Annotated in this window: 21 protein-coding genes; 4 read left to right on the top strand and 17 right to left on the bottom strand. The window is 44.2% G+C overall.

Features of this window, described 5'->3' with window-relative positions; all coding sequences use genetic code 11:
• Positions 1 to 162 precede the first annotated feature (162 nt).
• Together ACED25_RS00585 and ACED25_RS00590 are read right to left on the bottom strand one after the other, a co-directional pair.
• The gene (locus ACED25_RS00585) at positions 163 to 1,104 is read right to left on the bottom strand and encodes a chemotaxis protein CheV (RefSeq protein ID WP_009848992.1); all 942 of its coding nucleotides are present in this window, start codon (positions 1,102 to 1,104) and stop codon (positions 163 to 165) included.
• Positions 1,105 to 1,271: 167 nt separating this feature from the next.
• Positions 1,272 to 2,489, bottom strand: coding sequence for an ROK family protein (locus ACED25_RS00590; RefSeq protein ID WP_017097686.1), 1,218 nt, complete (start codon positions 2,487 to 2,489; stop codon positions 1,272 to 1,274).
• Positions 2,490 to 3,073: 584 nt separating this feature from the next.
• On the opposite strand from ACED25_RS00590, the gene pyk reads away from it, so the two are divergent.
• Entirely contained in the window at positions 3,074 to 4,522 is a 1,449-nt protein-coding gene (pyk, locus tag ACED25_RS00595; RefSeq protein WP_012603578.1) for a pyruvate kinase, read from the top strand.
• A gap of 179 nt (positions 4,523 to 4,701) precedes the next feature.
• On the opposite strand, the gene ACED25_RS00600 is transcribed toward pyk, so the two are convergent.
• Positions 4,702 to 5,904 (bottom strand): patatin family protein, encoded by a 1,203-nt coding sequence (locus ACED25_RS00600; RefSeq protein ID WP_269334933.1) that lies wholly within the window; start codon positions 5,902 to 5,904, stop codon positions 4,702 to 4,704.
• 41 nt (positions 5,905 to 5,945) lie between these two features.
• Entirely contained in the window at positions 5,946 to 6,035 is a 90-nt protein-coding gene (locus tag ACED25_RS00605; RefSeq protein WP_102248935.1) for a YnhF family membrane protein, read from the bottom strand.
• Between the two features lie 145 nt (positions 6,036 to 6,180).
• Between ACED25_RS00605 and ACED25_RS00610 the strand changes: the two genes are divergently transcribed.
• From ACED25_RS00610 to ACED25_RS00620, 3 genes are all read left to right on the top strand, one after another.
• Positions 6,181 to 6,774 (top strand): porin family protein, encoded by a 594-nt coding sequence (locus ACED25_RS00610; RefSeq protein ID WP_135383971.1) that lies wholly within the window; start codon positions 6,181 to 6,183, stop codon positions 6,772 to 6,774.
• Positions 6,775 to 7,277: 503 nt separating this feature from the next.
• On the top strand, positions 7,278 to 8,738 hold the full coding sequence (locus ACED25_RS00615; RefSeq protein ID WP_017102818.1) for a sodium-dependent transporter: 1,461 nt from the start codon (positions 7,278 to 7,280) through the stop codon (positions 8,736 to 8,738).
• 2 nt (positions 8,739 to 8,740) lie between these two features.
• The gene (locus tag ACED25_RS00620) at positions 8,741 to 8,839 is read left to right on the top strand and encodes a methionine/alanine import family NSS transporter small subunit (RefSeq protein WP_009848986.1); all 99 of its coding nucleotides are present in this window, start codon (positions 8,741 to 8,743) and stop codon (positions 8,837 to 8,839) included.
• Between the two features lie 59 nt (positions 8,840 to 8,898).
• Here the strand turns inward: ACED25_RS00620 and ACED25_RS00625 are convergent, their stop codons facing one another.
• The 13 genes from ACED25_RS00625 to plsX form a co-directional block, all read right to left on the bottom strand.
• Positions 8,899 to 9,303, bottom strand: a complete 405-nt coding sequence (locus tag ACED25_RS00625; protein ID WP_371694414.1) for a hypothetical protein — start codon at positions 9,301 to 9,303, stop codon at positions 8,899 to 8,901.
• Between the two features lie 391 nt (positions 9,304 to 9,694).
• A complete protein-coding gene (gene ptsG / locus ACED25_RS00630; protein ID WP_009848984.1) occupies positions 9,695 to 11,125 on the bottom strand; it encodes a PTS glucose transporter subunit IIBC in 1,431 nt (476 codons plus the stop codon).
• A gap of 444 nt (positions 11,126 to 11,569) precedes the next feature.
• Positions 11,570 to 12,337, bottom strand: a complete 768-nt coding sequence (locus tag ACED25_RS00635; protein WP_371694415.1) for a TatD family hydrolase — start codon at positions 12,335 to 12,337, stop codon at positions 11,570 to 11,572.
• On the bottom strand, positions 12,328 to 13,293 hold the full coding sequence (locus ACED25_RS00640) for a DNA polymerase III subunit delta' (RefSeq protein ID WP_371694416.1): 966 nt from the start codon (positions 13,291 to 13,293) through the stop codon (positions 12,328 to 12,330). Before ACED25_RS00640 ends, ACED25_RS00635 begins: the two co-directional genes overlap by 10 nt.
• 6 nt (positions 13,294 to 13,299) lie before the next feature.
• Positions 13,300 to 13,932, bottom strand: coding sequence for a dTMP kinase (gene tmk / locus ACED25_RS00645; RefSeq protein ID WP_012603572.1), 633 nt, complete (start codon positions 13,930 to 13,932; stop codon positions 13,300 to 13,302).
• Positions 13,933 to 13,942: 10 nt separating this feature from the next.
• Complete coding sequence (gene mltG / locus ACED25_RS00650; protein WP_012603571.1) at positions 13,943 to 14,959, bottom strand: endolytic transglycosylase MltG; 1,017 nt, start codon at positions 14,957 to 14,959, stop codon at positions 13,943 to 13,945.
• Positions 14,956 to 15,834: an aminodeoxychorismate lyase gene (gene pabC, locus ACED25_RS00655; protein WP_371694417.1), complete on the bottom strand. Its 879-nt coding sequence runs from the start codon at positions 15,832 to 15,834 to the stop codon at positions 14,956 to 14,958. Before pabC ends, mltG begins: the two co-directional genes overlap by 4 nt.
• A gap of 103 nt (positions 15,835 to 15,937) precedes the next feature.
• Positions 15,938 to 17,182, bottom strand: coding sequence for a beta-ketoacyl-ACP synthase II (gene fabF / locus ACED25_RS00660; protein WP_004736554.1), 1,245 nt, complete (start codon positions 17,180 to 17,182; stop codon positions 15,938 to 15,940).
• Positions 17,183 to 17,275: 93 nt separating this feature from the next.
• Complete coding sequence (gene acpP / locus ACED25_RS00665; RefSeq protein ID WP_012603569.1) at positions 17,276 to 17,509, bottom strand: acyl carrier protein; 234 nt, start codon at positions 17,507 to 17,509, stop codon at positions 17,276 to 17,278.
• Between the two features lie 166 nt (positions 17,510 to 17,675).
• A complete protein-coding gene (fabG, locus tag ACED25_RS00670) occupies positions 17,676 to 18,410 on the bottom strand; it encodes a 3-oxoacyl-ACP reductase FabG (RefSeq protein WP_029222897.1) in 735 nt (244 codons plus the stop codon).
• 25 nt (positions 18,411 to 18,435) lie between these two features.
• The gene (gene fabD / locus ACED25_RS00675) at positions 18,436 to 19,359 is read right to left on the bottom strand and encodes an ACP S-malonyltransferase (protein WP_371694418.1); all 924 of its coding nucleotides are present in this window, start codon (positions 19,357 to 19,359) and stop codon (positions 18,436 to 18,438) included.
• An 80-nt stretch (positions 19,360 to 19,439) separates the two neighbouring features.
• Complete coding sequence (locus ACED25_RS00680) at positions 19,440 to 20,390, bottom strand: beta-ketoacyl-ACP synthase III (RefSeq protein ID WP_010437276.1); 951 nt, start codon at positions 20,388 to 20,390, stop codon at positions 19,440 to 19,442.
• A 5-nt stretch (positions 20,391 to 20,395) separates the two neighbouring features.
• A complete protein-coding gene (gene plsX / locus ACED25_RS00685; protein WP_012603565.1) occupies positions 20,396 to 21,421 on the bottom strand; it encodes a phosphate acyltransferase PlsX in 1,026 nt (341 codons plus the stop codon).
• Between the last annotated feature and the right edge of the window lie 8 nt (positions 21,422 to 21,429).

A 21,429-nucleotide genomic window follows, 5' to 3' on the forward strand; every position in this document is an offset into this window, starting at 1 on the left:
ACGACTTTAGACGTTAACCATATCATTCAGAGGAACTACCTTAGATTGTGCATGAAAAGTTACGTTAGTAGTTGAGCATATTTTGTTAAAAAACATGCTGTATCAAATACTAGCAAACGTTTTCACCAAGGTCATTCGAAACAAACCGTACAGCTGCATTAATTACAAAATCTGACGCATTCGCTCTTGAGTTACTTCAACTAAGAGGTCTGGTTGGAATTTAGAAATAAAGCGATTACACCCTACTTTCTCAACCATGGCTTCATTGAAACTACCACTTAATGAAGTATTTAGCGTAATAAACAAGTCATGCATTCGAGGATCAGTTCGAACTTCATGAGTCAGTTTGTAGCCATCCATTTCTGGCATTTCGGCATCGGTGATCATCAACAGTATTTCTTGATTGATGTCTTTGCCTTCATCACACCACTTCTTAAGTAAAGTCAGTGCTTCTAAGCCGTCACAACATTCGATAATGTTCAAACCAAGTTGCGACAAGGTGCCTTTGATCTGGTTGCGTGCTGTTGAAGAGTCATCCACGATAAGCACATTACGGCCAACCATTTCATTCGCTAACTGCTGATCTAGAACACCGTCAGAAATCGACACATCGTAGTCGATGATCTCCGCTAACACCTTTTCAACATCGATGATCTCAACGATTTTGTGCTGCTCTTCTTCTTGGATATGCGTGATAGCAGTTAAATAGTTTGCTCGACCCGTAGTCTTTGGTGGCGGTTGGATTTCTGTCCATGTCGTATTCACGATATTGCGAACTTGTCCAACCAAGAAGCCTTGTACGGTTCGGTTGTATTCGGTAATGATCAAGTTGTTTTCTTGAGTCTCATCACGTGATGGTGGGAAACCAATCGCACTGCGTAAGTCAATCACAGGTACAGATTCACCACGTAAAGAAGCAACACCCGTAATATGATGGTGAGAGCCTGGCAAGCGAGTGAGTACAGGCACTTTTAAGACTTCTTTCACTTTAAATACGTTAATCGCAAATAGTTGGCGACTATTTAAGCTAAATAACAAGAGTTCCAGACGGTTTTCACCGACGAGTTTAGTTCTCTGATCAACAGAATTTAAAACGCCAGACATACAACACCTTAGTGACAAATAATAACTGTGGCTACAATAGCCTAATTCGATAGGTTAAAGCAAAGCGCAAATACACAGATGCTTAAACTAAGTACAACAAATGCTGTTATACATAGTTTAAGTGCATGGAAAGGGTTAAAGGAAGGCTAAAAACGATAAAAAAAGGGTTAGCCTTCAATCACTTTCATTAACAATTGGCCATCATATAAAGCTTGTTTAACAAGCGCAGCACCTGGCATGGTGGCTTGTTTATAGAATCGAGATTCCACCAGCTCTAAATCTTGATGGTAAACCGATAAACTCTGCTCTTCGATACACTTTTGAATCGCAGGATACAACACGCTTTTAGCCTGATTGATAACACCACCTATCAAAATTTTCTCAGGATTGAACAGGTTGATCACAATCGCTATCGCGGCACCTAAGTAACGACCTAACTGCTCAATCACTTCAACAGCCAGTGGATCACCATCAGCAGCAGCAGCGCAGATCTGTTCAATTGTGACATCTTCAAACGCCGTTAGTGATGATGCCTCGCCATTAGCCAGTCTTTCTTTGACTTGCTCACGGAGAGCCTGTGAACTCGCAACCGTTTCTAAACAGCCATGATTACCACAATGACAAAGCTTGCCTTGTCTATCGATCTGAATATGACCCAGCTCACCGATGTTACCGTGGCGACCTTGCAATACTCGGCCGTCGAGAATGATCCCTGCGCCTACTCCGTGGTGAATCGAGATCAAAACGGAGTTATCGTTATCTTGAGAGTGACCAAACAGCTTCTCTGCTAATGCCCACGCTCGGGTATCATTGGCAATAAAGACAGGTAGACCTGTTTCTTTGTAGATCTCAGGACCCAACGCTAAGTTTTTAACGTTGTAGTGTGGCATCTGCAACACAATCCCCTGCTCAGAATTCACAAGCCCCGGTAGCGTAACCGCAATACTTGTTACCCTATCGAGTTGCTCGGCATAAGTTTGGAAAAACTCATCAATTTCATGCAGAAGACGCGCAAGTACATCGTCTTGGTCACGTTCATGAATATCAATCTTAGTATCGATAAGTACATCGCCGCCCAATTCATGGAGCGCGATCGTTAAGTATCCGCGACCAAGACGCATCGACAGAAACTGCCAACCTTCGTTATTGGTTTGCAGACCGACAGCAGGACGCCCACGAGTCGTGGCTTCTTGAACCGTCGTTTCGTGAATAAGGTGAGCTTCAATGAGTTCACGGGTAATTTTAGTAATACTCGCCGGGGCCAACTCACTTTGCTTGGACAGATCGATACGAGAAATAGGACCTTTAAGGTCAATTAGTTTATATACACGACCAGCATTGACCTGTTTGATATGATCAATATGGCCCGGTTGAGCCATGTACATTTTACGCTCCAGAAATCATCAACGCGGTAATTTTTTTACTTTGCGAAGTAATTGTGAAGTCACTTGGTATATCGCCGTGACCCGTATCACGTATATACATGAATCTTTGTGTATCTAGTCAAATAGTTCGAGAAAAATTAGTACCTACATCGATAAATTGAGACTTAATTTTCTTAATGAAACATCGTTATTGAGTCCTGAATACAATAATTGGATACAAATAAAGAAATATCCTTCTAGCTCCCAATAAATAATCAATTAATGCATATACTTAATTAAGGCGCGTTGACCTTTCGTGGTTAAACTTTGTTCGAGATAAAAGCGTTTTAATCGCGGCGAGGGAGAAGTAGCCTAGTCATTCTAAGCAAATCTCCCTCAACAAAGAGTAAAACGCTTTTAGCCGAACCCTTCGGGCAGCGTTTGCTGGTCATTTCTACTACGTTATCGGCTTCTCATGTAGGCTAACTACACATCAAAGCCTCTGCCTTGTATAAATACCCAGCAACTCGCTGCAAAAATCAGCTCGAAAGATCAACACGCCCTAGTCTTTTAATAGATTACTTGGCCTCACTCTAGGAGTATTCATGACAGCCGAATTAAGAAAAACGAAAATCGTCACAACGCTAGGCCCTTCTACTGATAAAGGTAACGTGCTTGAAGAGATCATCAAAGCCGGTGCCAATGTCGTCCGTATGAACTTCTCTCACGGCACTAGCGACGACCATATACAACGTGCAGAAAATGTCCGAGCAATAGCCAAAAAACTTGGCACTCAGATCGCTATTCTCGGTGACTTACAAGGTCCCAAGATTCGAGTGTCAACATTCAAAGATGGCAAAATCCAACTTGCCGTTGGTGACCAATTTACTCTCGACAGTAGCCTTGGTTTAGGCGAAGGCAACCAACAAGCGGTCGGTCTTGATTATAAAGAATTACCTAACGACGTTTCAGCTAACGACATCCTGTTGCTCGACGATGGTCGTGTGCAGCTAAAAGTAACCGAAGTGGAAGGTTGTCGCGTTCATACCGAAGTCATCATTGGCGGCCCTCTCTCGAATAATAAAGGCATAAACAAGAAAGGCGGCGGCCTTTCCGCAGAAGCGCTGACAGAAAAAGACAAACGCGACATCGTCACCGCCGCACAAATCAAAGTGGATTACCTCGCGGTGTCTTTCCCACGCAATGGCGAAGACATGCACTACGCTCGTCAGCTCGCACGAGAAGCAGGTTTAGAAGCTCACCTTGTAGCAAAAGTAGAGCGAGCAGAGACGGTAGCCACTGTTGAGAACATGGATGACATCATAATGGCCTCAGATGTGGTCATGGTGGCTCGTGGTGACCTCGGAGTCGAAATTGGCGACCCTGAATTGGTCGGAGTACAAAAACAGCTTATACGCCGTGCTAGAGCGCTTAACCGAACGGTGATCACCGCAACCCAAATGATGGAATCGATGATTTCAGCGCCAATGCCAACCCGTGCCGAAGTCATGGACGTTGCCAATGCGGTACTTGATGGAACAGATGCGGTCATGCTTTCAGGTGAAACAGCTGCAGGTGATTACCCGGTCGAAACCGTAAAATCGATGGCTGAAGTGTGTATTGGTGCTGAGAAAATGGCGGGGATTAACAACCAATCCAATTACCGAATTGATCGCACCTTTGTGACCGCCGAAGAAACCGTTTCAATGGCGACTATCTACTCGGCAAACCATATGGAAGGTATTAAAGGCGTAGTCACTCTCACAGAATCAGGCCGTACTGCACTGATGATGTCTCGCCTAAGTGCTGACATGCCTATCTACGCACTATCTCGTAACGAAGGAACACTTAATCGCTGCACCTTGTACCGAGGTGTAACACCTATCTACTTCGAGACAGAAGCCAAAGACAGTTTTGACATTGCCCTATCTACGCTCACCTGCCTAAAAGAGCAAGAGCATCTTAAGTTTGGCGATCTCGTTATCGTCACTCAAGGCGACATTATGGATGTGGCGGGATCAACCAACTGTATGAGAATCTTGCCTGTCACCTAATGTTTGCCCGTAAGGCGAAACGATTTGCCTAATCTCGAGACAAAAAAGGGTTATCGAACCAAGTTCAATAACCCTTTTTCATTTCAGAACACGACTCACTAACGATCGGCTTAAACAGCACGATCAGCTCACAGCATGCTAACTCATCAACTTCAAATATTACTCATCAACCTCAAGCATTACTTCTCAGCAGCAATGGTTGCCAACTGTGGCATGTGTGAACTGCGGGCATTTTTCGTAGAGGTATAAATTTCAACAAATCGGTAACCGGCTTCTAAACCCAATTCATAATCGTGCAGTAAATCTTCTTTATTACTCATTAATGAATTGGATTTCAGCGGCTTACTCGGGGCAATTTGCACTACAAACGCATCGTCTGGTGGGGAGTTCAAAAAATCCTGAGTCAATGAGTAAGTTTGGTAATGCACCATCAGCATATCTGCTAAGCCGGAATCAAACTTATCACCAATTAAATGACTTAATCTATAGATGTCATCCGCCCCGAATAACCATCGACCACCATTCAGTAAATCCAAATGTGACCTGTCGCGCTTCTGTTCTTTTGAGCTGAGAATTTGTTGTTGAAAGAACGAGCTCCAATCGGTTTTCCACTGTTCCACTTTTTGTTGCCAATGGCCTTGAACACTGTCAAAAGATTCGCGGAACCATTCCAGCTCTTCGGCTGATATCGGTTTGGGTGTTTTTAATCGCGTACTGTTAGCTTGAACCTCGACCTCTTCCTCTAACGCTGGCTCAGTTCGGATCACAACAATGGAACGGGCTTGTCTACGCCACGCTTCTTGAACCGGAATGCAAGCTGATACACCACCATCTACATAAGCATTGTCGCCAATAAAGATTTCATCATTGTATAAGCGAGGGATCGCACAGGTTGCAATCATCACTTTGTACCAATCTTCACCCAATACTGGGAAGTAGTGATCTCGTAAGTCTTTAGAATCCGTGACGGCTGCATAGAAATGGCGTTCGCCTAGCGTTTGTCGTCCTAAATCCAAATCAAGCTTATATGGGTAAGCCATGATTTGTTCTAAGGCCCATTCTAATCCAAGGTTCTTTCTGTGTCGTATATAAGAAAAGAGATTGAAGAATTCAGGTGATGTTGTGAGGTCGAGAAGGAAAGAACGGCCAAGGCCTTTATCGCGGCACAGATAAGCACACAAATTAAGAGCACCTGCAGAGGTACCAAAAAACTCGTCGAAGGGATCAAAATTTGAAAGAAGAAAGGCATCCAGCACTCCAGAAGTAAAAATACTTCTCTGTCCGCCACCTTGGGCGACCAGTGCTGTTTTTCCAGCAATAAACTTAGCGTAATAATCTAAGTCTATTGCTGTATCAATATTGGTTATAATCCCACTATTCATTATTCCCTGAGTATAAAAACCCAGCCTCGCAATAGATGGTATTAACTACCAATTGCAATAAAGCCAAATGAGAGAATGATTGCGTAGATGACAACCGTTATTTGTAGGGCATTTTTCAGATTATGGTCCATAGACACCTCTGTCTTATTATTAATTTGTCGAGTCTCTATTTAAGTACTATCAGGTGTGTGAAGTATCTTCAAGAATCGTCGAAATTAGTCGCACAATATTGATGTAACCATCACAATTAGTAAGTGTAAGGATAAGGATATACTCATGAATAACAAAGCAAATATATTGGCACTGATTACGCTTCTCTCCGTTTCGAGCGTACATGCCTCGCCGGAGATCATCATTACTCCGATGGTGGGCTATACAGGCGGTGGCAGTGTCGAAGACCAGGACGGTAAAACCTATGATATGAAAGGGTCTGAAAACTACACCTTTGCGATTGAAACGCCATTTGAAAAAGGACGCATCGGCTTTTTCTATTCTAATCAAAGCTCTGAATTAGAAACGCTCAACCTAAGCTCCTCCATCCAATACCTGCACTTTCAAAGTAGCATTTACTACCCAGCTTCTTCTGTGTTGTCTGGTTATTTGGGGTTAGGCCTTGGTGCTTCTTACGTCGATGTAGACTGGGCAAAAGATAAGTATGGGTTCTCAACCTCTATCTTTGGTGGTTTAGAGTACAAATTTAGTGACCGATTAGCGCTAAACACACAACTACGTTGGCTAGGTACCGTTGTCGATAACGACACCTCCGGTGTTTGTAACATCCCAAGTAACGGCCAAGAGTGCATCATCCGCTTTGATACCGACTGGATGAACCAATTCCAAGCCAATGTCGGACTGAGTTTTACTTTCTAAGTATCGATGACCATAAGCATCTCATACCAATAGAACCTCCGAATAGTTGGTCAGTTCAACTATAGAGTGTATGAATTTCAGTCATACGCTCTACTTTTAAATAAAGTCACATAACCTAATAAAACAGAAAAAATTAGACACATAAACCAACAAGAAAACCCCAAACCAATTCATACCTCTAAAATAACCATCATTTAACATCTTAAAGACCAAAAGCCCACAGTTATTAAACATACCTAATCTATTGCTTTAACCATTCTAACTAGGTAGGCTCATTAGCACGCATCAGCTGAATATTTCAGGTTATGCAAACACACATCAAACAATTAAGAATTATCCGCTGAGTTCTCCAATCGCTAACAACATAATAATCTAAACTTTTGCTTAATCACGGAAGATAAAGTAAACAGTCAAACCGTTTGCCTGTTTTAACTATCATCTCCTTACCAAGCACAGCGTGACGAGAAGCTTCATACCTCAGGGAAGTTGTAAAGGAGTTAAATATGAAGCGAGAACAGTGGGGATCCCGAGCAGGATTTATCCTTGCCGCAGTAGGATCTGCTATTGGTTTAGGAAACATTTGGCGTTTTCCATATATGGCTTATGAAAATGGCGGCGGTGCTTTTTTCATTCCATATCTATTTGCCATGCTTACGGCTGGTATCCCATTTATGATCCTAGAGTTCAGTATGGGTCAAAAATATCGTGGCTCTGCACCTGCAACCTTAGCGCGCATCAACTCAAAATTTGAGTGGCTTGGTTGGTTCCAAGTGGGTGTAGCGGCTGTCATCGCGGTCTACTATGTTGCCGTTATCGGTTGGGCAATTTCATACTTCGGTATGTCATTCAATCAAAGCTGGGGAACAGACACTAACGCATTCTTCTTCAGTGAATATCTAGCTCTAGGTGATAACTCACCGACGAACCTAGGTAGCATCCAATGGGGCATCGCTGGCGCAATGTTACTCGCTTGGGCAATCACTTATGCAGCTATCGTGGGTGGTGTTAAAGCTGGTATCGAACGTGCTTCTAAAGTAATGATGCCAGTGTTGTTCATAATGGTGATTTTGCTTATCGGACGCATGGTTTTCCTTCCTGGTGCTCTAGATGGTGTGAACTACATGTTCGAACCTGATTTCAGCAAGATCTGGGACGTAAAAGTATGGGCTGCTGCTTATGGACAAATCTTCTTCACGCTAAGTATCGGTTTTGCGATCATGCTGGCTTACTCAAGCTACCTGCCTGAAAAATCAGATATCACGAACAACGCGTTCATGACGGTTCTTATCAACTGTGGTTTCTCAATTCTTGCGGGTATTATGATTTTCTCTGTTCTTGGCTACATGGCTCAAGAACAAGGTAAACCATTAACTGAAGTAGTATCCGCAGGCGTTGGCCTTGCGTTTGTTACGCTACCTGCTGCGATTAATTTACTTCCAGCACCGTATATTCTGGGTCCACTATTCTTCTTTGCACTTGTTGTGGCTGGTTTAAGCTCTCATATCTCAATTATGGAAGCAGTAACATCTGCAATTATGGACAAGCTGAACTGGAGCCGTAAAAAAGCAGCAAGTATTGTTATTGGCGTTGGTGTTGTGGTGTCTATGGCATTTGCAACTAACGGCGGCCTACTTCTACTAGACCTAGTCGATCACTTCGCTAACAACGTCGGCATCATGGTAGGCGGATTCATTGAAATCCTTCTAATGGCATGGCTACTAAACAAAGTTAGCGATGTACGTACGTACGTCAATGAGATTTCAGATTTCTCTATTGGCGTATGGTTTAACGTATGTTTACGCTTCGTCACTCCAGTTATGCTTGCAATCATTCTTGCAACAAAACTAAGCGCATTGTTTACAGACGGTTACGGTGGCTACGACCTGACTCTTGGTTGGGCAATGATCGCAGGATTACTAGCGATTGGCATTATCATAAATATGACAAGTAAGAAGGAAGCATAATCATGACAACGAGTGCGATTATTATGATGGTTCTTGGTCTTGGTATCACTTGGGGTGGTGCTGCAATTTGCATAAAGCGTGCAATGGACAAACAGAAATAACCTTATTTAAACCATTCAAAAATGCCAGCGACTAAGCTGGCATTTTTTTGTCTCATCACCTAGAACTTGTAAGTGATACCTAGCGCACCACCCACTTGTAACTCAACACCTTTATACATGTCGAGTTCAGGGTGAACTTGAGCGTAAGCATTCCAACCTTCGTAGAAATTCACTTTCACGCCTAACGGCAAGCGTAAGCCAAAGTCGTCATTCCATTCAGTCCAAGCACCCGCACCGACATACCAACTCAACGGAGCTTCAGTCTCAAACTGACCACGCTTCAAAATGTAGTCAAATGCAGCACCGTCGTTGCCAATCGTGGCACGGTATTTCTGATCAAATTCGACAACGACACTCAGGTCTTGGTCAATGGCTAATCCAACTTCCAAATCTGGTGCTTCAGAAGCATGCACAAACGCGGCTCCGCTGCAGCACATAAGGCCGATCAAATAACGATGTTTCATAATATTCTCAGACTGTTTTTAAAAATGGTAGTGTACTGGGTTCACAAAGAGAGGTGTCATCGCTAGGTAAAAGCGAACTGGCGCTCAAGGTTCGGTATTGGCCTTCAACACATAGAGTTGAGTAGAACTAGTTGAGTAAGAAGAGCTTATACCAATCACAGTAAGTAAGTGTTCAGGAATAGCGCAGGAAAAAACCTTGAGAACAAGGCATAATTTTTTGATAAGTAGTTGTTCTACAATCAAAAATTCTAACGAAGTTATCGAGATTTTTAACAAGCTAGGATGACCAGTTATTTACTACGATTGGTATTAAACGTGAGGATATTTTGCATATTGCAGAAAACAAAAAAGGAGGCCGTAAGGCCTCCTTTCAATTTATTGAATCAGCGAATTAACCGTTGTTACGGATCCACTCATCCATGTCTGTCTTAAGGTTGTCAGACTTAGTACCGAAGATAGCTTGTACGCCACCAGCAACTACAACAACACCTGCAGCGCCTAGTTTCTTCAGTTTGTCTTGGTCAACAAGAGCGGTATCAGCTACTGCAACACGTAGACGAGTAATACAAGCGTCAAGACCAGTGATGTTCGCTTTACCACCGAATGCAGCAACTAGCTCACCAGCAAGTTCAGAACCTGTAGCAACTACTTCTTCTTCAGATTCGTCTTCACGGCCCGGAGTTTTAAGGTCAAGTGCTTTAATCACAGTGCGGAATACGATGTAGTAAATTGCAGCGTAAGCAACACCACATACAACCATTAGACCCATCTTAGACGCATTGCCAGATAGAACTAGGAAGTCGATTAGACCGTGTGAGAAAGATGTACCGTGTACAAAACCTAGAGTGTTCGCAAGAACGTATGCAGAACCAGCTAATAGAGCGTGGATTGCGTACAGTACAGGAGCAACGAATAGGAATGAGAATTCGATTGGTTCAGTGATACCCGTTAGGAATGAAGTCAACGCAGCAGAAGCCATGATGCCCATTACTTTAGCGCGGTTTTCAGGTTTAGCTGAATGTGCAATCGCGATTGCAGCAGCAGGTAGACCGAACATCTTGAACATGTAACCACCAGCTAGCTGACCGAAGCCATTGCCCGCTGCACGAGATGCGTCATCAGCAACTAGGTAACAAGTAAGAACACCGTTTTGAGTTTCGCCAGCAGCGTTTACACAAGTACCAGCTTCGAAGAAGAAAGGTACGTTCCAAACGTGGTGAAGACCAAATGGAATCAGAGAACGCTCAACGATACCGTAGATACCAAACGCCACTTGTGGGTTTTGGTGAGCAGCCCAATCAGAGAACGCAGAGATAGCGCCGCCAACTGGTGGCCATACTACAGATAGTAGGATTGCTAGACCAATCGCAGAGAAACCTGTGATGATTGGCACAGCACGCTTACCAGCGAAGAAGCCAAGGTACTCAGGTAGTTGAATACGGAAGAAACGGTTGAATGCCCAAGCAGCAACACCACCGACTAGGATACCACCTAGTACACCAGTGTCGATTTTATCAACGCCCATTACACCAGCCATTACGCCTAGTGTAGCAGTCATGATGCCGTAACCAACGATAGCAGCTAGACCAGCTACACCGTCGTTATTAGTAAAGCCAAGTGCTACGCCTACTGCGAACAGTAGTGCCATTTGACCGAATACTGAACCACCCGCTTGTTCCATTAAGTTTGAAACGATTTCTGGAATGAAAGGAAGGTCTGCTGCACCGACACCTAGCAAAATACCCGCAACTGGTAAAACTGATACTGGTAGCATCAGAGACTTACCAACTTTCTGCAGGCTAGCAAAAAGGTTCTTAAACATGTTTATGCTCCTGATAAAGATAAAATAATTATATGGGTCCTAACGGCACACCCCCGTAGCCTATATGTTAGCACCCAGTGAAAATGTAACCATGTATTGCATTATATTTTCTGCCGCTAAATATATATTGATGGGGAACTAACTTTCTAGTCACTTACGAAATTTAGTTTCAAAACACGTCTTGGATCACATGTCAAACATAGAAATGCAATGCTTTACAAGCCACTAACTAGCTGAAAAATAAATAAATTATAATCCATCCCTATTATTTTACTGAGTAAATAAAATAGAGGGTAATGTTATTTTTAGTAACAAAATTACAAATGTTGTAATTCACGCTCTCAAGTTCAACATATTCCGTAAACATTAAAAAAAAACGCATTTTTGGTGATCAAAAACACAAAAAGGGAGCTTTCGCTCCCTTTTGTTTGTTTAGTTAGATTTCTATCGCAAAAAAAGTTTTTGGTAATTTTTGGTCGTTTGTTCAGCAACCTCTTTCATTGATACCCCTTTTAACTGGGCGATATAAGCCGCAACTTCGACTACATATGCAGGCTGATTCTCTTTACCACGATATGGAATTGGCGCCAAATATGGCGAATCCGTTTCGATCAGCAACCTATCTAGAGGTAGTTTTTTCACAACGTCTTTAAGTTCTGTGGCTTGTTTAAAGGTCACAATACCTGAGATCGAGATATAGAAACCTAATTCCATTGCCGCTTCAGCGAACGCTTGATCTTCAGTAAAGCAGTGAATCACACCACCACACTTCTCTGCTCCGCCATCGCGTAAAATAGCTAACGTATCTTCACGCGCGTTACGCGTGTGGATGATCAAAGGTTTATTAAGCTCAACAGCCAACTCAACGTGCTGCTTGAACCTGAGCTGTTGTAGCTCTGCAGTCTCTGGTTGGTAATGATAATCTAGGCCAGTTTCACCAATCGCCACCACTTTAGGGTTGCTCGCGTACTCACGCATTCTTTCTAAACAGAAGTCGCTCTCTACGTCGAGAGGGTGAACGCCACACGAAGCCTTAACATTATCAAACGGCGAGATCATCTCGATCATATTTTCAAACGAATCCAGCGTCACACCGACAGAAAGCAGTTGGTCAACGTTGGCTGCTTTCGCCTTATTAACCACGTCTTCTACGCTGGTGTGTAAATCTTGGTAATCCAGTTTGTCTAAATGACAATGGGAATCTACGAACATGTTTCCTCGCAAGTGGCTATCAGCCAATTCATTATGAGTAGCTCCGTATTGAGCCCAGGGTGTTGCTTTAACTGCTCAATCAATATCAGTAGTTTATTCGACGCTGCATAAGCACTTTGATAAGACATCACCTCACACAGTGCTTTCGCACTCGGAATGATAGCCTGATTAGCTAAACCAAAATGCAGCTTTTGTACATCTGACAATAAATGCCAAAGCCAGCTAAGTTGAATCAAAGGGTCTTTGCTAAGCTCTGTAGAGAACTTCAGCATGTCGGGTTGAGTGCCTTTTATCACATTCACAAAGCCATCGAGCGCTTTTGTTGAAGCTTCGACGCCACCTTGATCATACATTGCTTTCGCTTTCAGGGGGGCGTTGTCGTTCAATGTCAGTATGTACTGAGGAACCGTTTTACCAACTTCTCCATTTAACCATGCCGATCCTGCATCTAATTGTGGACACACCACATTAAATTGCTGGCAACGGCTAAGAACAGTTGGCATTAAGCGATTACTGTTGCGCGTTGAAAGGATGAAAATACAATTACTCGCAGGTTCTTCCAGTGTTTTCAACAGCGCATTAGACGCCGATTCATTCATCGCTTCAGCCGGACTCAGCAAGATGACACGCAGGCCACCTAACTGGGACGATTGTTGAGCCCAGCGGTTACTCGCACGCACTTGGTCAACCGTAATCGATTTACCTTCTTTCTCAGGTTCAATCACATGGAAATCTGGGTGACTCCCCGACTTCATCAGTTCACAACTGTGGCAAAATCCGCACGCTTCACTTTCGTAATTAACACACATCAATGCATCGGTAAGTTGGCTAACCAGCGCTTCCACACCAAGCCCTTCCGGCGCATTAACGATCACAGAGTTAGGAAAACGTTCTGCATCGAGACTTTTTTTCCACTCACTCCATACCGGTGTGAGCCAAGAATAAACTTCAGCCATGACTACCTACTGTTTATTGAGCCAAGCACTGAGCGCGACTTTAATATCAGCGGCTACTTGCTCAATTTCTTGCTGCGCATTAATCACGAGTACAGAATCGTCTTGCCCTGCAATTTCTAAGTAACGCTCACGCGTGCGATCGAAAAATGAGATGTCCATCTTTTCAATTCTATCAAGCTCACCACGACCTCTAGCGCGTTCAAGCCCGACTCTAGGGTCTAGGTCCAAATATAGTGTTAAATCTGGCTTAAAGCCGCCTAGCGTGGTTGCTTTCAGTGATTCCATAGTGCTACGAGCGATCTGACGACCACCACCTTGGTATGCTTGAGAAGACATATCATGGCGATCACCCAACACCCATTTACCACTGTCTAGTGCAGGCTTGATGACGTTTTCTACTAATTGAACACGCGCTGCGTACATCAGCAGCAACTCAGTCATGTCTTGAAGCTTCTCGCCCTCGTGTTCTTCTTTGACCAACGAGCGCATCTTCTCGGCAAGCACGGTACCACCGGGTTCACGAGTATTAACGATGTCAGCGACACCAGCTGTTTTCAATGTCTCAACGATGGCATTGATTGCTGTACTTTTGCCAGCACCTTCAAGGCCTTCAACCACGATAAATTTCGACTGATTCATAATTCTTTCTTTATTTGTTTTTTCTTAATTGCTTTAAGTAAGCTCGTACTGCACGGTTATGCTCAGTCAAACTCTTTGAAAATACGTGACCGCCGGTTCCACTCGCAACAAAATAAAGGTAGTTGCTCTTCTCTGGATTCAGAGCCGCGTTGATAGACGCTTTACCCGCCATCGCGATCGGTGTTGGCGGTAAACCGCTCATTGTATAGGTGTTGTACGGCGTTGGTGTGCGTAGATCTTTCTTACGAATATTGCCTTTGTAGCTATCGCCCATGCCGTAGATAACCGTTGGGTCAGTTTGCAAACGCATACGCTTGTTCAAGCGGTTAACGAATACAGAAGACACACGCTCACGCTCAGAAGCGACAGCAGTCTCTTTCTCGATGATAGACGCAAGAATTAAAGCTTCATAAGGCGATTTAAGAGGCAGTTTATCGGCTCTATTTTCCCACTCATCATTGACCACGTTCATTAGATCTCGGTGGGCACGTTTCAACAAATCTAAATCCGTTGTGCCATAGGTGTAGTGGTATGTTTCCGCTAAGAAAAGGCCTTCTAGCTTTTCATTTTCAATACCAAGCTTTTGTGCGATCTCTTTTTCAGAGACATCATTCAACGTCTGCTGAATGAATTCGTTGTCTTTTAGCTGAACAAGCCACTCGTCAAAACGACTGCCTTCTACAAAGGTAATGGTAAATTGGTGCTCCTTCCCTTCTACAAGCACTTGTAGCGCCTGCTCTAAGGTTAAACCCGGTTCAAGCAGGAATGTACCCGCTTTTACGTCTACAAGCTCAGGATGTAACTTACGGATTAATTTCTCATAAGGAGAAGCCTCGAAAAGCCCCTCGTTAATCAACTGGGCTAGAACGCGGTTAAAGCTGCTACCTGAAGCAACAGTCACGACTTGTGGTTTTTCTAATTGAATAACTTGTTTCAGGTTATCTTGCGCTTGGTTGTAAACATAAAAACCAGCAGCCGCGGCTGCGATTAGGCACAAGATAATAAAAATAAATAACTTTTTGATCACGAGTTTAGTTGTCCTTGAAGGCTACGAGTAACGGTTCCAATGTTGAATTGGGTATCACTAATACGGGTAACTGGGGCAACCCCTAAAATGGAGTTGGTCATGAAAACCTCATCAGCTTGCATGAGTTGAGATAAGCAGTAGTCACTAATAGTAACGGAAAGTTCAGCTTGATTCAGTGCGGTTAACACTTGCTTACGCATAACCCCTGCAACGCCACTTTTCGTCAGTTGAGGAGTGTGAATCGTCTGCCCTTTTCGCCAAAACAGATTAGCCATGGTGGTTTCAATCACGTTACCTGATATATCCAGAACCACACCATCCACTTCACCGGCCTGATCCATTTCATCTTTCATCAAGATTTGCTCAAGGCGATTATTGTGCTTATGACCGGCCAATAATGGGCTCAAACCCAGTGCTTGTTGGCAGATACCGAGTTCTACACCGGAATCTTGCCACGCGAAATAATGACTTGGGTAATCAAATGTACTGATAGTTATCGTTGGCTTGGCGATATTCTTGGTACTGTAGCCACGACCGCCTGCCCCACGGCTAACGTGCAGCTTGAGCCCTGCTTTTTCATTATGAGGCTTGTTTTTGTCTTGAAGATTCGTTGAACCATCAAGGCTCTTTGTACCAGGAAACGCATTGTGTTGGATATGTTCAAGTGCATTATCGAGCCAAAGGTTAACCGTATTCCAATCAAGTTCGGAAATGCGTAACGCTTTAAGACAATCATCAACACGACGCTGATGATCGTGAAAATATTGAATCTGGCCATCTTGAACAAGCATGGTAGTAAAACAGCCGTCTCCATACTGAAACGAGCGATCTAAGATATCGACAGTTTGCTGACTTTCTCCATCAACCCAAAACATGTTTTTCCCCATAAAAAGAAACGGCTCAATGCTAAAGCATCGAGCCGTTTAAAAACAGTTCTAATTATGACTATCTACGATGTTTGACTCTTATATAAGATGATTAAATCTTTTTGAAGATCAAACAGCCGTTAGTACCACCGAAACCGAATGAGTTACATGCAGCATATTCCATACCGCTAACTTTACGCGCAGTGTGAGGTACTAAGTCAATATCTAAGCCTTCTTCAGGATCATCTAAATTGATTGTTGGTGGAACAATTTGATCAATTAGAGACATCGCAGTGATGATCGCTTCAGCAGAACCCGCAGCACCTAGAAGGTGGCCAGTCATTGATTTCGTAGAAGAAACCAAGACTTGCTTGCTGCCTGCTTCGCCAAGAGCACGCTTGATGCCCTTAACTTCCGCTACGTCACCTGCAGGAGTCGAAGTTCCGTGTGCATTAACATAACCGATTTGTTCACCAGTAATGCCAGCATCACGCATAGCCGCTTCCATTGCTAGTGCACCACCAGAGCCATCTTCACTTGGAGATGTCATGTGGTAAGCGTCACCCGACATACCGAAGCCAACTAGCTCACAGTAAATCTTAGCGCCACGAGCTTTAGCATGTTCATACTCTTCAAGAACCATCATGCCAGCACCGTCACCAAGAACGAAGCCGTCACGGCCTTTGTCCCATGGACGAGAAGCTTTTTGAGGCTCATCGTTACGAGTAGACAGTGCTTTAGCCGCACCAAAACCGCCCATACCTAGTGGTGTCGATGCTTTTTCAGCACCACCCGCTAGCATTGCGTCAGCATCGCCGTATGCAATCATACGAGCCGCGTGGCCAATGTTATGTAGGCCAGTCGTACATGCTGTAGAGATCGCGATGTTTGGACCGCGTAGGCCACGCATGATAGACATGTGACCCGCAATCATATTCACGATCGTCGACGGTACGAAGAACGGGCTGATTTTACGAGGGCCTTTTTCAGTTAGAGCCTTGTGACCGGCTTCGATCAAACCAAGACCACCAATACCAGAACCGATAGCAACGCCTACACGAGGAGCGTTTTCTTCAGTAATAGTTAGGGCTGAATCATCTAAAGCTTGAATACCTGCTGCGACGCCGTACTGGATGAACAAGTCCATCTTACGAGCATCTTTTTTAGTCATATACTCTTCGCAGTTAAAGTCTTTAACTAGACCTGCAAAACGAGTTGAGAAATTGGTTGCGTCAAAATGATCGATATTAACGATACCACTTTGACCAGCTAGCAGGGCTTTCCAAGAAGATTCTACAGTGTTGCCTACCGGCGACAACATACCCATGCCAGTGACAACTACACGACGCTTGGACACGATATTACACTCCGGGGATTGAGGTGATTTAAGATGAGGATAGATGAGTTAGATAAAACACAGGCGGTCGAGGTGACCGCCTGGGAGAGATTATTACTGAGCGCTAGTTACGTAGTCGATAGCAGCTTGAACAGTAGTAATTTTCTCAGCTTCGTCATCTGGAATCTCAGTGTCGAATTCTTCTTCTAGAGCCATTACTAGCTCAACTGTGTCTAGAGAATCTGCACCTAGGTCATCAACGAAAGAAGCTTCGTTTTTAACTTCAGCTTCGTCTACACCTAGCTGTTCAACAATGATTTTCTTTACGCGTTCTTCGAGGTTGCTCATTTTTTCTTTTCCTTTACAGAGTTCGCTTTATGCGATGTTTTCCGTAGTTTATTCAATCTATTGAAAGTTGCAAGGTCAACTTTTCTGGTCAAACCACAATTTTCACGATTTTAACCGAAATTACGTATGATCTTGACTTAAATCATGCACAAATGTTGCACATAATTTACACCATGTACATACCGCCATTGACGTGAAGTGTTTCACCTGTGATATAAGCTGCCGCAGGTGACGCCAAAAATACCACAGCTTCAGCGATTTCGCGAGGGTCACCTAGTCGACCTGCTGGTACATTCGCCAAAGTTACTGCACGTTGGTCATCATTTAGCGCTTTAGTCATGTCAGTTTCGATGAAACCAGGTGCTACAGTGTTCACTGTAATACCACGAGACGCAACTTCACGAGCCATTGATTTAGTAAAACCAATTACGCCTGCTTTTGCAGCTGCGTAGTTAGCTTGACCAGCGTTACCCATAGTACCGACTACAGAACCAACGTTTACGATACGTCCTTGACGCTTCTTCATCATGCCACGCAATACAGCTTTAGACATGCGGAAGATAGGCGTTAGGTTAGTATCGATGATGTCATTCCATTCATCGTCTTTCATACGCATAAGTAGGTTATCACGAGTGATACCTGCGTTGTTAACCAGAATGTCAATCGCACCGAATTCATCGTTGATGGTTTTCAGTGTAGCTGCAATTGAGTCAACATCCGTTACATTAAGAGCAAGACCTTTACCGTTCTCACCTAGGTACTCACTGATTGCAGCAGCGCCGCCTTCAGACGTAGCAGTACCGATAACTTTAGCACCACGCTCAACTAAAAGTTCAGCGATTGCACGACCGATACCACGGCTTGCGCCTGTAACTAGTGCAACTTTGCCTTCTAAATTCATCATAACTTCTCTATTAAGTGTTTATTTACTTAGCAGCTTCTAGTGATGCAGTGTCATTAACTGCAGCAGCTGTCATAGTTTTTACGATTCGTTTTGTTAGACCGGTAAGAACTTTACCTGGGCCTAATTCTAGTAGCTTCTCTACGCCTTGCTCATTCATAGCTTGTACACCTTCAGTCCAACGAACTGGGCTGTACAGCTGGCGAACAAGTGCGCTTTTGATTTTTTCCGGGTCTGTTTCAGCAATAACATCAACGTTATTGATAACAGGCAGTGCCGGCGTGTTGAACTCTAGAGCTTCTAGAGCAACCGCTAGCTTGTCTGCTGCAGGCTTCATAAGGGCACAGTGAGACGGCACAGATACTGGTAAAGGAAGTGCACGTTTAGCGCCCGCTTCTTTACATAGTGCACCAGCGCGCTCTACTGCTGCTTTGTTACCCGCGATAACAACTTGGCCAGGTGAATTGAAGTTAACTGGAGACACAACTTCGTCTTGTGCCGCTTCTTCACACGCTTTAGCAATCGCTTCATCATCTAGACCGATGATTGCGTACATTGCACCAACGCCCGCAGGAACCGCTTCTTGCATCAGTTGACCACGTAGCTCAACTAGCTTGATCGCTTCTTTAAAGTCGATAACACCCGCACACACTAGTGCAGAGTATTCGCCTAGGCTGTGGCCGGCTAGGTTTGCAGGTTGCTCTAGACCAAGCTCTTGCCATACACGCCAGATTGCAACAGACGCTGTTAGTAGAGCCGGTTGAGTACGGAAAGTTTCATTTAGATTTTCTACTGGACCATCTTGAACCAATGCCCATAGATCGTAACCAAGTGCTTCTGAAGCTTCAGCAAATGTCTTTTTAACAACATCATACTGTTCGCCTAGGTCAGCAAGCATACCGATAGCTTGAGAGCCTTGGCCTGGGAATACGATAGCAAATTTGCTCATAGTAATTTTCCTTTAAGCAAAGCAAAAAATTGAATAAGGCACATAAGTTATGTGCCTTGTTTGTTGATTATCGCTTGGGGTTAGAATTTAACTAACGCAGAACCCCAAGTGAAGCCGCCACCAAACGCTTCAAGTAGAAGCGTTTGACCACGTTTAATTCGCCCGTCGCGAACAGCCTCATCAAGGGCCGTTGGTACGGTAGCTGCCGACGTATTGCCGTGCTTATCAAGAGTAATCACAACTTGATCAAGCGACATCGTCAGCTTTTTAGCGGTTGCCGAGATAATACGGTAGTTCGCTTGATGTGGAACTAACCAATCAAGCTCTGACTTATCCATATTGTTCGCCGCTAATGTGTCTTTCACTAGCTTAGAAAGCTGAGTTACCGCCACTTTAAATACTTCGTTGCCCGCCATGTGCAACCATTTGTCCGCATCACCGCCACGCTCTGGAACTTCTAGGCTTAGAAGCTCACCATATTTACCATCAGAGTAAATGTGAGTAGACAAAATACCTGGCTCTTCGCTTGCGCCAACAACCACCGCACCTGCAGCATCACCAAATAAGATGATAGTAGAGCGGTCAGTCGGATCACAGGTTTTTGACAGTGCATCCGCACCGATTACCAAAACGTTCTTACACATGCCAGTCTTGATGTGTTGATCAGCAACAGACAGTGCGTAGACAAAACCAGAACACGCCGCAGCCAAATCAAACGCAGGGCAGCCTTTGATACCAAGCTTGCCTTGTACCTGACATGCCGAAGACGGAAATGTGTGGCTACTGCTGGTTGTCGCAACGATGATTAAATCAATATCTTCTTTGTCGATACCTGCCATCTCAATGGCATTCTCAGCAGCGTAAAACGCCATATCCGCAACAGTTTCGTTTTCCGCTGAAATACGACGCTCTTTAATACCTGTTCTAGCAACGATCCACTCATCGCTAGTCTCTACCATTTTCTCTAAGTCTGCGTTAGTACGCACCTGAGATGGCAAGTAGCTGCCAGTACCTAAAATTTTGCTATACATGAAGACTAATAATGCCTCTCGAGTAAAACCGCTTCCAAACGATCGCTAATGCGACTGGGGACTTGTCGTTTGACCTCGTGTACTGCCTCACCAATCGCGTTGACGACTGCAGACACATCAGCACTTCCATGGCTTTTAATGACAATGCCGCGCAATCCTAACAAACTTGCGCCGTTATACTGGTCGGGGTTCAAGGTTTTTAATTCAGTAAATAGCTCAGAAAACAACATTCTGGCGATCCAACCCTTTATTGTTGAAGCCATCATGCGCGTTTTTAGCTTATCAATAAAGAGCTGAGCCGTACCTTCACACGTTTTTAAGCAGACATTGCCCACAAAACCATCACATACGACGACATCAGCCGCATCTTGAAGTAATTGATTACCTTCAATATAGCCTATGAAGTTCACAGACTGAGTATTCGACAACATTTCAGCGCATCGTTTTACAAGGTCATTGCCTTTGATTTCTTCAGCGCCGATATTCAAGATAGCGACACGAGGCACGCGACCTAAATGTTGTTCTGCTAATGCACTGCCCATTACGGCAAACTGAAACAGTGAATCCGCGTCACTAGAAACGTTCGCTCCTAAATCGAGCATCCATGTACGGTTGCCAGAAGCGGTAGGCAAAGCTGAAACCAATGCAGGCCTATCAATACCAGGAAGGAGTTTGAGTCGGAAACGAGATAACGCCATCAGTGCGCCGGTATTGCCACCACTCACACAAGCATCAGCTTGTGACTCGGCAACCAGATCGATAGCAGCACGCATAGAGCTACCCTGACTGTTGCGTAGGGCCAGTGAAGGTTTTTCAGAATTGGAAATGACTCGATCACAATGCTGGATACTCAAACGAGAATCAGGCATTCGACCTAATGAAGATAATTGAGATGTGATCGCGTTTCGATCACCTATTAGAATGACTTTTAGCTCTGGGAAATACGACAGTGCCTGCACGGCGGCAGGCACTGTAACACGAGGACCGAAGTCCCCGCCCATTGCATCAAGCGCAACGGTTAGATTTTGCAAAGGTCAAC

It is taken from the genome of Vibrio sp. 1F263 (assembly GCF_041439035.1).
GTDB lineage: Bacteria > Pseudomonadota > Gammaproteobacteria > Enterobacterales > Vibrionaceae > Vibrio > Vibrio tasmaniensis_A.

Coding starts and splice junctions, on each gene's coding strand:
- ACED25_RS00585 (WP_009848992.1), bottom strand. CDS start 1,104: ATGTCTGGCGTTTTAAATTCTGTTGATCAGAGAACTAAACTCGTCGGT.
- ACED25_RS00590 (WP_017097686.1), bottom strand. CDS start 2,489: ATGTACATGGCTCAACCGGGCCATATTGATCATATCAAACAGGTCAAT.
- pyk (WP_012603578.1), top strand. CDS start 3,074: ATGACAGCCGAATTAAGAAAAACGAAAATCGTCACAACGCTAGGCCCT.
- ACED25_RS00600 (WP_269334933.1), bottom strand. CDS start 5,904: ATGAATAGTGGGATTATAACCAATATTGATACAGCAATAGACTTAGAT.
- ACED25_RS00605 (WP_102248935.1), bottom strand. CDS start 6,035: ATGGACCATAATCTGAAAAATGCCCTACAAATAACGGTTGTCATCTAC.
- ACED25_RS00610 (WP_135383971.1), top strand. CDS start 6,181: ATGAATAACAAAGCAAATATATTGGCACTGATTACGCTTCTCTCCGTT.
- ACED25_RS00615 (WP_017102818.1), top strand. CDS start 7,278: ATGAAGCGAGAACAGTGGGGATCCCGAGCAGGATTTATCCTTGCCGCA.
- ACED25_RS00620 (WP_009848986.1), top strand. CDS start 8,741: ATGACAACGAGTGCGATTATTATGATGGTTCTTGGTCTTGGTATCACT.
- ACED25_RS00625 (WP_371694414.1), bottom strand. CDS start 9,303: ATGAAACATCGTTATTTGATCGGCCTTATGTGCTGCAGCGGAGCCGCG.
- ptsG (WP_009848984.1), bottom strand. CDS start 11,125: ATGTTTAAGAACCTTTTTGCTAGCCTGCAGAAAGTTGGTAAGTCTCTG.
- ACED25_RS00635 (WP_371694415.1), bottom strand. CDS start 12,337: ATGTTCGTAGATTCCCATTGTCATTTAGACAAACTGGATTACCAAGAT.
- ACED25_RS00640 (WP_371694416.1), bottom strand. CDS start 13,293: ATGGCTGAAGTTTATTCTTGGCTCACACCGGTATGGAGTGAGTGGAAA.
- tmk (WP_012603572.1), bottom strand. CDS start 13,932: ATGAATCAGTCGAAATTTATCGTGGTTGAAGGCCTTGAAGGTGCTGGC.
- pabC (WP_371694417.1), bottom strand. CDS start 15,834: ATGTTTTGGGTTGATGGAGAAAGTCAGCAAACTGTCGATATCTTAGAT.
- acpP (WP_012603569.1), bottom strand. CDS start 17,509: ATGAGCAACCTCGAAGAACGCGTAAAGAAAATCATTGTTGAACAGCTA.
- fabG (WP_029222897.1), bottom strand. CDS start 18,410: ATGAATTTAGAAGGCAAAGTTGCACTAGTTACAGGCGCAAGCCGTGGT.
- fabD (WP_371694418.1), bottom strand. CDS start 19,359: ATGAGCAAATTTGCTATCGTATTCCCAGGCCAAGGCTCTCAAGCTATC.
- ACED25_RS00680 (WP_010437276.1), bottom strand. CDS start 20,390: ATGTATAGCAAAATTTTAGGTACTGGCAGCTACTTGCCATCTCAGGTG.